The sequence below is a fragment of the Vibrio sp. R12-SW3-ISO1 genome, assembly GCF_059834005.1.
On the sequence record NZ_JCBDGK010000047.1, the window covers coordinates 149,633 to 163,248 of the forward strand.

9 protein-coding genes are annotated in these 13,616 nt (G+C 50.1%); 4 read left to right on the forward strand and 5 right to left on the reverse strand.

Annotation, left to right across the window (positions count from 1 at the left end):
• Positions 1–83 precede the first annotated feature (83 nt).
• Positions 84–1,826 carry a choice-of-anchor I family protein gene (locus AC6R0R_RS14925; protein WP_500627287.1) on the forward strand — a complete coding sequence of 581 codons (1,743 nt, stop codon included), beginning with the start codon at positions 84–86 and terminating at the stop codon, positions 1,824–1,826.
• 58 nt (positions 1,827–1,884) lie between these two features.
• Here AC6R0R_RS14925 and AC6R0R_RS14930 read toward each other — a convergent pair whose 3' ends face one another.
• From AC6R0R_RS14930 to AC6R0R_RS14945, 4 genes are all read right to left on the reverse strand, one after another.
• Positions 1,885–2,589, reverse strand: coding sequence for an aspartate/glutamate racemase family protein (locus tag AC6R0R_RS14930; protein ID WP_500627256.1), 705 nt, complete (start codon positions 2,587–2,589; stop codon positions 1,885–1,887).
• A 169-nt stretch (positions 2,590–2,758) separates the two neighbouring features.
• Positions 2,759–5,818, reverse strand: a complete 3,060-nt coding sequence (locus tag AC6R0R_RS14935) for an efflux RND transporter permease subunit (protein WP_500627257.1) — start codon at positions 5,816–5,818, stop codon at positions 2,759–2,761.
• A complete protein-coding gene (locus AC6R0R_RS14940) occupies positions 5,815–6,870 on the reverse strand; it encodes an efflux RND transporter periplasmic adaptor subunit (RefSeq protein ID WP_500627258.1) in 1,056 nt (351 codons plus the stop codon). Before AC6R0R_RS14940 ends, AC6R0R_RS14935 begins: the two co-directional genes overlap by 4 nt.
• Complete coding sequence (locus AC6R0R_RS14945; RefSeq protein ID WP_500627259.1) at positions 6,870–7,946, reverse strand: efflux RND transporter periplasmic adaptor subunit; 1,077 nt, start codon at positions 7,944–7,946, stop codon at positions 6,870–6,872. The genes AC6R0R_RS14940 and AC6R0R_RS14945 overlap by 1 nt, the downstream gene beginning before the upstream one ends.
• A 184-nt stretch (positions 7,947–8,130) precedes the next feature.
• Between AC6R0R_RS14945 and AC6R0R_RS14950 the strand changes: the two genes are divergently transcribed.
• Entirely contained in the window at positions 8,131–8,835 is a 705-nt protein-coding gene (locus AC6R0R_RS14950) for a TetR/AcrR family transcriptional regulator (protein ID WP_487901414.1), read from the forward strand.
• A 118-nt stretch (positions 8,836–8,953) separates the two neighbouring features.
• Here the strand turns inward: AC6R0R_RS14950 and fusA are convergent, their stop codons facing one another.
• Complete coding sequence (gene fusA, locus AC6R0R_RS14955) at positions 8,954–10,972, reverse strand: elongation factor G (RefSeq protein WP_500627260.1); 2,019 nt, start codon at positions 10,970–10,972, stop codon at positions 8,954–8,956.
• A 302-nt stretch (positions 10,973–11,274) separates the two neighbouring features.
• On the opposite strand from fusA, the gene AC6R0R_RS14960 reads away from it, so the two are divergent.
• Both AC6R0R_RS14960 and AC6R0R_RS14965 read left to right on the forward strand, forming a co-directional pair.
• Entirely contained in the window at positions 11,275–12,813 is a 1,539-nt protein-coding gene (locus tag AC6R0R_RS14960) for a GNAT family N-acetyltransferase (protein ID WP_487901412.1), read from the forward strand.
• A 200-nt stretch (positions 12,814–13,013) separates the two neighbouring features.
• The gene (locus tag AC6R0R_RS14965; protein ID WP_500627261.1) at positions 13,014–13,580 is read left to right on the forward strand and encodes a mechanosensitive ion channel domain-containing protein; all 567 of its coding nucleotides are present in this window, start codon (positions 13,014–13,016) and stop codon (positions 13,578–13,580) included.
• The last annotated feature ends 36 nt before the right edge of the window (positions 13,581–13,616 follow it).

The window sequence follows — 13,616 nt, forward strand, 5'->3', positions numbered from 1 at the left end:
CCCACATTCATCAAGGAGGATTTACTTTGTCTTTTCAATCTCATACCGCGCCTTTTGCTTTTCGTACATTGGCAATCACTGGCATGTTGACCGCCCTTTCCGCTTGCTCATCACCGACAGAACAAAGTCGTGCACTTGTCCCAGCACTGAGTTGTAAAGCAACTGTCGCACCTTCGCAAAGTGAGACTTCTATTGCAGGTTTAACGCTTGTGGGTCGATACGTGGCCAATGCGCCGTTTGCCACCTCGGCCGCTGAAATCGTCAAATACGATGCCTGCACTGACCAACTATTTGTTGTTAACGCACAGGCCAAGAAAGTCGATGTACTCACGCTTAGTCACGATCATGCCCCCAGTTTGAAGACGCAACTCGATCTTCAGCGGGCGGCGACACACGCAGGCATTGAGATTGGCGCGGCCAATAGTGTCTCAACGCATCAGGGGTGGGTCGCGGTCGCGATTGAAAACAGCATCAAGCAAGAAGCGGGCATCATCGCACTCTACCGCGGTGATACCTTTGAGCTGCTGACCACCTACCCTGCTGGCGCGCTGCCAGATATGGTGAGTTTTTCCAAAGACGGTCGATACATTGCGGCCGCCAACGAGGGAGAACCCAACAGCGATTACAGCGTCGATCCAGAAGGCAGTGTCACCCTCATCGACCTTTCAACGGGTTATCAAAATGCGATTGTCACGCAAATTGGCTTTACCGATTTCAATGAAGGTGGCGTCCGTCACGACGAATTGGATAGCGATGTGCGACTCTCCGCTCCGGGTGCCAGCGTGGCCCAAGATCTCGAGCCGGAATACCTTGCCTTTGATGACAAAGGTCAGCTATTTGTGGCGCAGCAAGAGAACAACGCCCTCGCGAAAATTGATGTGACGACAGGCCGAGTTGAGGCCATTTATGGACTGGGCGGGAAATCCTGGTCTACCGCCACTCTTGATGCTTCAAACAAAGATAAAAGGCTCGGTCATTTTCAATCCTACCCACAGCTGGTTGGCCTTTATATGCCCGACTCCATTGCCACCTATTCAGTCGATGGCGTCAGCTATATCGTTACCGCGAACGAAGGGGATGGCCGCGAGTATGGTTTCGATAGCACTCAACAGCAATGCGATACCAAGGGCGACCAATGGGATGGCGACGATTACTCTGGCACCGTTGATTATGGTTCAAAAGTCGATTTTTGTATCGCGTATAGCGATGAATTACGAGGCAAAAAACTCAAGGTGAGTGACGATCATCCACTGGCGCTCGCGTTAAAAGATAATCAGCAGCTCGCACGATTAAAGGTGATCGACCCAGGCAAGACGTTACAGAAAAATGAGGTTGTCGAGGCGTTTGGCGCGCGATCATTTTCTATTTGGAATGAGCAAGGCGAACGCGTTTACGATAGTGGCGATCAATTTGCACAGATTGTCTTCGCCACGCAGCCGGAGCACTTCAACAGCACCAATGACAACAACGACAGTGCAGACGACCGCAGTGATGATAAGGGCGTCGAACCTGAAGCGATCGAAGTGGCTAAGATTAACGGCCGTCACTACGCGTTTATTGGCTTAGAGCGTCAAGGCGGGATTATGGTGTATGACGTCACGGACCCTAGCGATGCGATGTTCCTTCACTATGTGAACCCGCGTGATTTTAACCAACCTGTCTGCACCAAAGTCGATGAGGGAGAATGCGACAACGAGACCTACAACCCTAAAGCCGGTGATTTAGGCCCTGAGTCGATTCATTATTTCACTCGAGCTGGCGAGCACTTTATCGCGGTCGGCAATGAAGTCAGCGGCACAACCTCGATTTTTCACATTGATTTGTAACTCTGCTCAATTGAGGCCGTCGTAACAGGCGGCCTACTTAGCCTCAAGAATTCGCTGTCTAAAGCGAGCCTTCCTCAAGCGCCATTGCCACCGCTTCTGCCGCGTGAATGGCGACGGTGTCGAATAAAGCCACGGAGGTGTCTTGCTGTTTGACCAACAATCCTATTTCGGTGCAGCCCAGAATCACCCCTTGTGCGCCGGCTGCCGCTAACTCATCAATAATGGTGTGATAATCGTTTTTCGAGCGTGGATTGAGCGTTCCCAAGCAGAGCTCTTGATAAATCACGTCATGTACCAATCGGCGCTGCACGCCGTTGGGCACCACCACCTCAATACCAAATTTATCCGTTAACCTTTGTTTGTAGAACGCTTGTTCCATCGTAAATGCGGTGCCAAGCAGCCCCACTTTTTCGATACCTTGCGCCTGAAGTGCACGCCCCGTTGCATCGGCAATGTGTAAGAGAGGAATCGACACGGCGCGCTCAACCTGCTCCGCCACTTTGTGCATCGTGTTGGTCGCTATGATGAAAAAATCGGCGCCAGCACGTTCGAGCGATTGCGCTGCCTGCGCCAATACCCGCCCCGTTGCCTCCCACTCACCTTGGTGTTGCAACGCTTCAATTTGTGCAAAGTCGACACTGTGGATAATCACTTTTGCGGAGTGCAAACCACCAAGCGCGGCTTTCACTCCCTGGTTGATCTGCGCGTAGTAGGTTGCCGTTGACTCCCAACTCATGCCGCCAATCACGCCTATGGTTTTCATACTATGTCCTTGTGAATTCGAATCATGCTCTTAGCCCACTTTATAGCAGGCATAGATCGCTCGCAAGCACCCGTTGGGTTGGCCGAATGCCAGGCCAACCCATTCTAAGTGCGTAAAAAAGCCCGGCTTAACCCCGGGCTGCCTAACTATCGAATCAAGGTATGGTTCACTATCCGGCAGTGGATGGTTTAATTCGATATAAGAGGGCAAAAAGTACCGGTACTACAATTAACGTGAGTACCGTCGCAAAGCCAAGCCCTGCCATAATGGTGATAGCCATTGAGCCAAAGAAGGCGTCAAACACCAGTGGAATCATGCCAAGAATGGTGGTTAATGCCGCCATACTGACCGGGCGCACACGGGAAATGGCACTGTCAAACACCGCTTGATAAGGATCTTTGCCTGCTGACAGTTCTATGTTGATTTGGTCGAGCAACACAATGCCGTTTTTCAAAATCATGCCACTCAAACTCAGTAACCCAAGAAACGCGGTGAAACTGAACGGCATATCCGTCGCCAGTAAGCCAATCGACACCCCGATAATCGAAAGCGGCACGGTAAACCAGATCACCAATGGCTTACGCAGCGAATTAAACAGCAGCATAGTGATGATAAACATCAATAAGTAGCCCATCGGCAACGAACCAAACAGTGCCTGCTGGGCATCTTTTGATGACTCATATTCGCCGCCCCAAGAGATCTCATAGCCCTGTGGCAACGGCAGTGCTTCCACTTTCGGTTGTACGCGGGCAAACAGGCTCGCCGGAGTTTCATGACCCAACACATCGTGATCGGCGAGTACGGTCAAAGTGCGTTTTCTGTCTCGACGCTGGATGAGCGGCTCTTGCCAATCCAGTGCGACACCGTCAATCACCTGCTCCACAGGCACGTAAGTTTGCAACGTGGGGCTGTATATTTTGACATTGGCTAGCGATTCAAAATCAATGCGCTCTTGCTCGGGCAAACGAGCCAAGATCGGCAGCATATGCGTGCCATCCCGCAATAGGCCGATGGTTTTGCCGCCAAATGCCATTTGCAACGTATCGGAAAGGTCTTGTTTCGAGATACCTAATCGGCGCGCCTTCGATTCGTTGAACTGCGGCACCAACTGCTTGGAGCGTTCACGCCAATCATGACGCACATTTCGTGCCCCTTCATCTTGGAGCAGTACGTCTTCCACTTGCAGCGCAATATCACGCAATACTTGAGGATCTGGGCCCGTAATACGCGCTTCAATTTTTGACGCCGGCGATGGGCCAAATTCCATCAGCTTAAACTGGAATGTCGGCTTGTTGAAACTCACTGCCAGAGTCTGATCTAACTCTTCCAACAAGGTGAACATCGACTCGCGATCGTGGGTGCGCACTTGCAGCTGAGAATACGCTTCATAGCTTTTCTCAGGCTGGTAGGTCAACGCGAAACGTTGCAAGCCTTGGCCCGTCGTGGTCGAGACAAACTCGACGTTCTCTTTTGAGCGAATAAACTGCTCAACTTTCTGCGTCTCTTGCAAGGTTTCACGAATGTCGGTGCCTTCCGGCATCCACATATCGACGTAAAACATCGGCGTGTTGGACGGTGGGAAAAACTGCTGTTTAACCAGGCCAAAGCCTCCGACCGCGACCACCAACAGACCAATCATGCTGGCGACAGTCAACCAACGAAAACGCAGGGCGAATTTAAGGCTCGCACCAAAGATGGCAAACAATATCCCTTGGTATGGGTCTGCGTCCTTGTCTTCATTTTGCGGCGCTTCTTTGAGCAGCAAGTCAGCCAAGAATGGCGTGAGGGTCAAGGCCGTCACCCAACTTAAGAACAGCGAATAGCAGAGTACCCAAAATAGAGAACCCATAAACTCGCCGGTTGCATCTTCGGACAATCCAATCGGAGCAAACGCGGTAATCGCAATGACCGTCGCACCAAGCAATGGCCACTGGGTTTGTTTGACAATGTCGGTGGCCGCCTCAAGCTTAGATTTACCGCGCTTGAGACCGACCAAAATCCCCTCAACCACCACGATAGCGTTGTCCACCAGCATACCGAGCGCAATGATCAGCGCCCCTAGCGAAATTCGGTGCAACTCGACGTCATTTTGCTTCATCATAATGAAGGTGCCGAACACGGTCAGCAGCAGCACAGCGCCAATAATCAACCCGCTACGCAGCCCCATCGCAAACAGCAGTACCACGATCACAATCGCCACGGCTTGGCCTAAGCTGACAATAAAGTCATCGACGGACTTTTCTACTTCCGCCGCTTGATTGTAGAAATACTGGATATCCACACCCGCAGGTTTGATGCTTTCAAGCGCTGACAACTCCGCCTGCAAGGCTTTGCCTACTTCGACAACATTGACGCCCGCGCCAAAAGAGATGGCTAGGTTGATCGCTGGTTCACCATTGAAGGTCAGCACATTGGTCGGTTTCTCCTCAATACCACGACTGATGGTCGCGACATCCTTGAGACGAATCAGATTCCCCGTATCTCGGCCATGAATGATCAAATCTTGCAGTTCTTGTTCAGAGGTCAATGAACCGTTCGGTCGAATGGTCAGCACTTGACCATTGACCATGATTTCGCCCGCCGATTGCACGCTGTTTTGCTGATCGAGCAAGCTCACCACGGAGTTCAAATCAAGATTCAATGCCGCCAATCGCTCCAAAGAGATCTCAACAAACAGTTGCTCTTGCTGATCACCACTGATCGCGACTTTGCCCACCCCAGGCACCAACTCCAGTTCGCGACGTAAATAATCGGCGTAACGTTTCAGTTCGATGTAGTCGTAATCCTGACCGGTCAACATCAACATGACGCCGTAGACATCACCAAAATCATCAATGATCTGAACAGAAGTGACGCCACTGGGCAGATTGGGTTTTAAATCATTGATCTTGCGACGCATTTCATCCCAGATTTGCGGTAATTCATCCGGTCCGTATTCCATTTCCATGCTCACGGTGATTTGTGACATGCCATTGGACGAGGTCGAGGTGATTTTATCAATATACGGCAGTTGACGAATCTCTTTCTCCAGCGGATACGTCAGCTCCTCTTCGACTTCTTGTGAGGTCGCGCCCGGATAGGTGGAGATAATCATGGCGTCTTTAATAGTAAAAGCCGGGTCTTCCAAGCGGCCTAAATCCATGAAAGAGGTGTAGCCACCCACGGCTAAAATGATCAGGAACAACCAACTGATCACTTTGTTCTTGATTGAATATTCGGCAATACTCACAGCTGCGCTCCTGAAATGTCCATGCCTTCTCGTAATTTGCGTAGGTTGGAGTTGATTAATACATCGCCTTGCTTAATACCACTGGCCACCAGCGCGCCTTGTCCTGTAATTTGGTCCACATTGATGGCGTAGCGATGCGCCTTGCCATCTTCAAGTTTCCAGACATAAAAGGCTTGCTGATCGCGCCCGGCATCAATGGCCGTCATCGGTACTTGGTACGCGTTGATTTGACTCAAACCCGCTTTGACCAAATCGACGGAAATTTTGGCGCTGGTGCCCGGAAGTAACCGCTGATCCAACGCGGGCATGCTGAGCCATAATTGGTAAGTTTGTGTTTGCGGGTGGAGCTCACTGGTGTGCTCAAGATAACGCATCGGATAACTGCCACTTAAGCCAGAAAAGGTCGCGACAGGTTGATATTGCTTAGCGTTCACGGTCGGATTTAGCATGGCGAGCACAGAATCGGACACTTCGATTTTCACGTAGACATTATCCGACTGATACAGTGACACCACAGACTCGCCCGGTGTGGCATTTTCAAATTTCTTCTTCTCAACCGACGCAATCACACCATCAAACGGCGCTTTCAAGCGTGTATAGTGCATTTGTGCCTTTGCCAAGCCCAAGTTTGCCTGCGCCAATTGTAAGTTGGCGCTCAATTGATCAAGCTCCGCGCTCGAAATCATGTTCTCTTGGCGCAGGTTCTCACCCCGTTTTTGCTGTTTAAGCGCCAATTCGTAGCGAACTTGAGCATCAATCAAGGCTTGCTTCGCTTTCGAATCATCGAGCAGCGCAACCACCTGACCTTTAGTGACACTGTCACCCTCTTTCACCAACATGGCACTGATTTCGCCATCTAAACGAAAAGAGAGTGGTGTCAGTTCTGCGGGCATCACTTGGCCATTGAAATTGCGAAATTGACTCTCAACGGAGTGGTTCACTTCGTATGTTTCAACCAACAGATCATGGCGGGGACGATGCGCATTGTCTGGCGTGCATGCTGCCGTCAGACTGGCCGCCATCACCAACAATGAAAGATGAGAAAACTTCATCAGATACCTCCCTCTTTGGTCCACGCTTTGACTTGTTGGCCGGGCATCAAGCGTTCCACTCCGGCTTGCACAATCAAGTCTCCTTGGTTAAGACCCGAGGTAATATGGCCTTGCGCATCCACCACCACTTGCACGATTTCCAGCGTTTGGGTTTGGTCATCAAAACGATATAACTCACCATGATGCTGATCGCGGCTCACCCAGGCCCTGTCATCAATAGCAAACTGACCTTGCAACTGCGCGTTGTGCAGTTTCACCTGACCCGTCATCCCCGGCAGCAAATTAAGCGTTTCAGGGCGAGTGAATGTCAGGCTTGCGCGGTAACTGTTGGTGTCGCTGTCTGGCTCGGTCGAAATCTCTTTGAATTGGGCAGGAATCATCACGTCACGGTGACTATCCATCACTAACGCAAAGTCAGAAGAACCAATATGAGACAAACCATAGCGCTCGGCGTAGCTCACAGGAATGGTGAACACCACATCCAGCACATCGTTATTGATGACATTGAGGACCACTTGGTTCGCCGCAACCACTTGATTCTCTTTGCTGAACGTAAGGGACACCACCCCATCAAAAGGGGCGACGATCTTCGTGTATTCAAGGTCCGTCTTTGCCTGCTCAAGGGCGGCGGAGGCGGCTTTGTATTCTGTCTCACTTTGATCAAACGTATCCACACTGATGAGCTTTTTCTCGTGCAATTGTTTGGCGCGCAAGTAAGCGGTTTTCGCCAACTGGTATTGGGCCAGTTTCGCGTCGTAGGCCAATTGGTAATCGGTGTCATCAAGCTCGGCCAATACCTGACCTTTTTTCACTTCACTGCCCATACGTACTGCCAAGGTGTCAATTTCACCGGCCACTTGAAAGGACAACTCTGCGCGGTCAGTGGCATCAATATTGGCAATAAACGAGTCAAAACGCTTTTTGTCCAAATCAGGCACTTCCAACAGTTTGACGGGTTTGACCACGGGGTTGGTGACCTCTGAATTAGCGGGATTGCACCCGGCTATCCACGAACTCACCGCAGCGACAAGCGCGAGCTTTGCCAAGGTAGGCATAGACTGTATCGATGTATCCATTACTATCACATCACGATTTATTACACACCCGTGCAGTATATGAGTTTTATTGGCGGGATCAATATTTATTTTCCACACGTACAATATAAAATTTGTTATAGTGTCTCGGTTTGTCACGCCGCTTAATGAAAGTTGAACTAAGATCTGGTAAAACTGCACTGTTGCAGATGTATGAAAGAAAACGATGACAGAAAGAAAACAAGGTAGACGCAGCGCACAAGACGCTGAGCAAACCAAATGTGAAATCATGAACATCGCCACTGAGCTGTTTTGCGAGCTGGGGTACGAACGCGTGTCGCTACGTAATATCAGTGAAAAAGCTGGCGTGTCTCATAGCCTGATCCGCCATCATTTCGGCAGCAAAGAACAAATTTGGTACGCCATCAGCGACGGCCTGCACCGTTACATGGAAAAGTACATGCGTGCCATCTTGGACAACATGCCCGAAGGGGCACCGCCGAATGTGCAGCTCTATCGTTTTGCGGTCCACTTGTTGGCAAATATGTTGCACTTCAAGCAACCGATCCAACTGATCGCAGACGCCGTGCGCCAAGAAGATGCGCTGTTTGATTACTTTATCGATAACAGTGGTGAAATTGAGAACATCGTCAAATCGCTCGAAACCGAGTACAACCAAGCGCACCCTGAGGCACCCATTAAGATTTTGGAAATGAAGTGGCTGATGATGATGTTTGCCCACGGCGCCGCTAGCCTGACCCCATTTATGAAAGAAACTTGGGCAGATGAAACCAGTGATTATCAGCAGTGTTTACTCAATCACTGGCGCATGTTCAATACCATGATGTCGCGTAAGTTCCATGTGGATCCACAAGACATACTCCACCCCACCAGCGTGGAAGCGCTGATTTTCGATGTGCCGTGTGAGTAATCACGCCTAGCCAACCCAAGGGCTTGTCGGTAACCGCATTCACTTCAGAACCAAAACTTCAGAATCAAAAAAAGCGCCAACTCAGGTTGGCGCTCGTTTCAACTTAAACTCCACCCATTTAGGCGTTCGACGATTGGCATACCTGCTGCTGCACTTGAACCGGCGCTGGCTCATAGTGGCTGAGCGTCATGCTAAAGCTGCCTTCGCCTCCGGTGAGGGCGCGGAGACGGCGCGCGTAATCTTGCAGCTCATTAACCGGTGACTTGGCTTGCAAGCGCGTGAAGTTACCGTCAATTGGCACCGTCCCCTCAATCAAACCGCGATTACCCGACAGGTCACCCGACACATCGCCGACGTTTTGAGTAGGAATTTGCAACTCCATCTGGACGATAGGCTCAAGCACAATCGGATCCGCTTGATTGACCGCATCAAGAAACGCCTTTTTCCCTGCGATGACAAACGCGATCTCTTTGGAGTCCACCGAGTGATATTTTCCATCGTGCACAGTCACTTCGATATCACGAATAGGATTGCCTGAAATCGCACCCTCTTCTAGCGCTTGGCGGATACCCTTTTCAACCGCAGGGATCAGCGAGGTGGGAATCGCGCCGCCGACCACTTTATTGACAAAGGTAAAGCCCGCGCCGCGCGGCAGCGGTCTAACCGACAAACTCACCTCACCAAATTGCCCCGCGCCACCACTCTGTTTTTTGTGGCGGTAATGGCCTTGCGCTGGCTTGGTGATGGTTTCAAAGTACTCAACGCTAGGTTGACTGGTTTCCACTTGTAGCTTGTAAACGCTCTCCATTTTCTCCAGCGCAACTTTAAGGTGGAACTCGCCTTGACCACTGATGATGGTCTCATTGGTGCGCGCGCGGTGCTCAATTCGCAGCGAGGGATCTTCACTGGCGATTTTACTCAGTACATCACCCAGTTTTTGCTCATCGCCACGCTTAGTCGGTTTAAGGCACAGTGAGTACATCGAATCAGGGAAATCGAGCGTTTTTAGGCTCACGCCATCTTCATCATGAGAGTCATGAACAATCGCATCAAACTCCAGCTCATCGACTTTCGCGAGCACGCAGAAATCCCCCGCTAACGCTTTTGAAATCTCGCGCCGCTCTTTACCTTGCAGTTGGTAAAGATGCCCAACTTTGAACGGTTTATTACCATCGCCTACAAAGAGTTGGCTCCCAGCATTAATTTCACCTTGGAACACTCGTAAGTAGGCCAGTTTTCCCATATAAGGGTCAACGCTGACTTTGTAGACATGTGCCACGCTGTGTGACAAGGTCTCACAATCGACGCGTACTTGCTTACCTTGTTTGACGAGCAGCGGCGGGTTACCTTCGTTTGGCATGGGCATAATTTCACTGAGCGTACGCAGCAGCAATTCCACACCCGCTCCGGTTTGGGCAGAAACAAAACAGATCGGGATAACGTGCCCGGTGCGCAATGCCTCTTCAAAAGGGTCATGCAGTTGACCCGCCGTCAACTCTGAACCTTGCTCAAGGTAGAGTTCCATCAGCTCTTCATCGACTTCGATCACTTGATCAATCAAGGTTTCGTGCGCCGCTTCGACATCGGTAAGCAGTGTTGATTGTTCATAGTTGGGCTCAAAATAGCAATCGACGACTGTCTTACCATCACGGGAAGGCAGGTTAATCGGCAAACAGTAATCACCGAAATGTTCGATTATCATCTCCATCACTTGCTCAAGCCTATCACCATGATTATCCAGCTTGTTGATGATGATCATCTGACATTTTTTCTGCGCCTTAGCAAAGGCGTAGAGACGGTCAGCGGTTTGGTTGATGGGCATCTGCGGGTCAATCACTAGCGCCGTGGTTTCAACCGCAGGGTAGACACTGAATGTGCGCCCAAGCAGCTCTGCTTGTCCTGGGGTGTCGATAATATTGAGTCTGTGCTGCTGCCAACTGAGGGTAACAGGGGTCGCTTCAATGCTGTGTTGATATTGGATCGATTGAGCGTCGAAATCAGTGACAGTATCGCCTTTTTCAACGCTGCCAAGATGTGTGGTGGCATCGCAGGTGAAGAGCAGTTTTTCGATCAGCGTGGTTTTACCGCTACCTGCCTGACCGACAAATGCAATATTGCGTATCTTATTAAGTGGCATAACGCCTCCTAGCTTCTGTACGTGGTCATATCCCCTAGAGTGGGGTCATCGGCGTGGGAGTGTGGGCGGGATTACCGCCGAATCGTCTTCCATGTGAGTTTTCGAATAACGCTCTGCATAGGACCACCTAAGGGCAAATACATCGGGACTTCAACTGGGATACCGATTCAGCATGCCGCAATAACCATATTTTTTATGTGACTTATTTCAAAACGTTAAAGGGACTTTTTGCATCAGTTATGTTTATGTTAACTCGCGCTTGTGGCATGCTGATTTCGTTGTGGTAACAAGGACATGATTAAATGGATAGCACTACTCCAAGACTCTCTTTACGTACAATTGAATCGGGTGATTATCCTCAGCTTGCAGAGCTGATGGACCTCGTCTTTCCCGATGTGGGTGGCGCATGGCCACGAATGACCATCATGGACCTGATCCACCAATTTCCTGATGGGCAAATCTGTATTGTCGATAACGATAAAATTGTTGGCGCCGCGCTGACGATCAAAGTCGATTACAACCGCTTCTCTCTGCCGCACACCTACACAGACATCATTACCGAGCAAAACGTGATTCAAAACCAGTCCTCGGGTGATGCCATGTACGGGCTGGATGTATTTGTCCACCCAGATTATCGAGGCCTACGTTTAGGACGCCGCCTCTATGACGCGCGCAAAGAACTGTGCCGAAATAAAAACTTCAAGGCGATTTTGGCGGGGGGACGCATCCCCAACTATCACAAATACGCCGACAAAATGACCGTGCCCGAGTACATCGATCAGGTCAAACGTCGCAAACTGCACGACCCGATTCTCTCTTTCCAGCTGGCCAACGATTTTGATGTAAAGCGCTTGATGCGTAATTATCTGCCTGAAGATGACGCATCGAAAGGCTACGCTACCCTGCTTGAGTGGGACAACTTCTTCTATGAAGAGGACATCATCTCTGTTCACGACATTGAAAAAACCTTAGTCCGCATCGGCGTGATTCAGTGGCAAATGCGCGCCATGCGCGATCTCGACGATTTGATGGACCAAGCCGAATACTTTGTCAGCTCTCTCTCTAACTACAAAGCGGACTTCGCGCTGTTCCCAGAGTTTTTTAATGCCCCGTTAATGGGCTTGCAGACTGGGCAAAACTCCGTCGAAGCGATTCGTTTTCTCGCCAGTTTCAGTGAAGAGATCAAAAACCGCTTCTCACAAATGGCCGTCACGTACAACATCAATATCATTGCCGGCAGTGTACCAGTGGTGGAAGACGATCAGCTCTACAATGTCTCCTATCTGTTGCACCGTGATGGCGACATTGACGCGCAATACAAAATCCACATCACCCCGCACGAGCAAAAAGACTGGGTGATTGATGGTGGCGACAATGTGAAAGTGTTCGACACCGATGCGGGTCGAGTCGGCATTTTGATCTGCTATGACAGTGAATTCCCAGAGCTGGGCCGAATGATGGCCGAACAAGGCGTGCAAATCATCTTTGTGCCTTTCTGGACCGACACCAAAAACGGCTACCAGCGAGTGCGGATCTGCTCTCAAGCTCGAGCGATTGAAAACGAATGTTATGTCGCCATTGGCGGCAGTGTCGGCAACTTGCCAAGGGTCGATAATGTCGATATTCAATATGCTCAGTCTGCGGTCTTCTCGCCTTCTGACATCTATTTCCCTCACGACGCGACCTTAACCGAAGCGAGCGCCAACACCGAAATGATCATCTTTGCCGATGTCGATTTGACCAAGCTTAAGCAGCTTAACACCGAAGGTTCGGTCACCAACCTCAAACATCGCCGCAGTGATATTTACGGCACCTTCATTAAACCCGACAACGAGTCGTGATCTCTCACTGAGAATCACCGCTTTTGCCCATCACTGAGCGCATGGTTACACCGCGCTCAGTGATGGCAACCTTGAACTTCCACTCTGCTCTATTTATTCAGCGTTTGTGAGCCAAACCAGTATCGCTAGACAAGGAGACCGGATTACCACATCATGGCTCCACTGTGCTCACGGCTTAACCCAACGACATTACTGACACTATGCAAATTTTCGGCTTCAACGTCTCTGAATCGCTTCTTGGTAAACTTCTGTTCGCCTTCCTTCTATTCATCGCCTTAAAGCTCATCAAACACATCCTAGTGAAAACCATTCACGCCATGGCGCGTAAAAAGCAGGCGAAAAATAATCGCACCTTTTTTATCATTCGCGGCTTGAACATTGCCCTCTACTTTGTGTTTATTTCGCTGTTTTTGATTGCCTCAGGGATTGGATATGGCGATGTCTCGCTGTTTCTCTCGTCGATTTTCGCTGTGCTCGGCGTCGCCTTGTTTGCTCAGTGGTCGATACTCAGTAACGTCACTGCCAGCTTTTTGATTTTCTTTGTCTTCCCATACCGCGTCGGCGATTTGGTCAAAGTGATCGATAAAGATGAGGACGTCACCGGAGTGATTGTCGACATCACCACTTTTCACGTTCACATCAAACACGAAAAGGGCCACATCATCACCTACCCCAACAACCTGATTTTGCAAAAAGGCGTCCTTAAACTGCCGCCAAAACCCAAAGCAAGTAAAAACCCCCGTTTGTATACGCGGATTAAAAAATGATTCGCAAGAGAGAACATTTAGTGAAAAAAGATAGTG

Bases quoted from the DNA above. Each gene is read 5' to 3' on its own strand.
- AC6R0R_RS14925 (WP_500627287.1), top strand. From the start codon at position 84: ATGTTGACCGCCCTTTCCGCTTGCTCATCACCGACAGAACAAAGTCGT.
- AC6R0R_RS14930 (WP_500627256.1), bottom strand. From the start codon at position 2,589: ATGAAAACCATAGGCGTGATTGGCGGCATGAGTTGGGAGTCAACGGCA.
- AC6R0R_RS14940 (WP_500627258.1), bottom strand. From the start codon at position 6,870: ATGAAGTTTTCTCATCTTTCATTGTTGGTGATGGCGGCCAGTCTGACG.
- AC6R0R_RS14945 (WP_500627259.1), bottom strand. From the start codon at position 7,946: ATGGATACATCGATACAGTCTATGCCTACCTTGGCAAAGCTCGCGCTT.
- AC6R0R_RS14950 (WP_487901414.1), top strand. From the start codon at position 8,131: ATGACAGAAAGAAAACAAGGTAGACGCAGCGCACAAGACGCTGAGCAA.
- fusA (WP_500627260.1), bottom strand. From the start codon at position 10,972: ATGCCACTTAATAAGATACGCAATATTGCATTTGTCGGTCAGGCAGGT.
- AC6R0R_RS14960 (WP_487901412.1), top strand. From the start codon at position 11,275: ATGGATAGCACTACTCCAAGACTCTCTTTACGTACAATTGAATCGGGT.
- AC6R0R_RS14965 (WP_500627261.1), top strand. From the start codon at position 13,014: ATGCAAATTTTCGGCTTCAACGTCTCTGAATCGCTTCTTGGTAAACTT.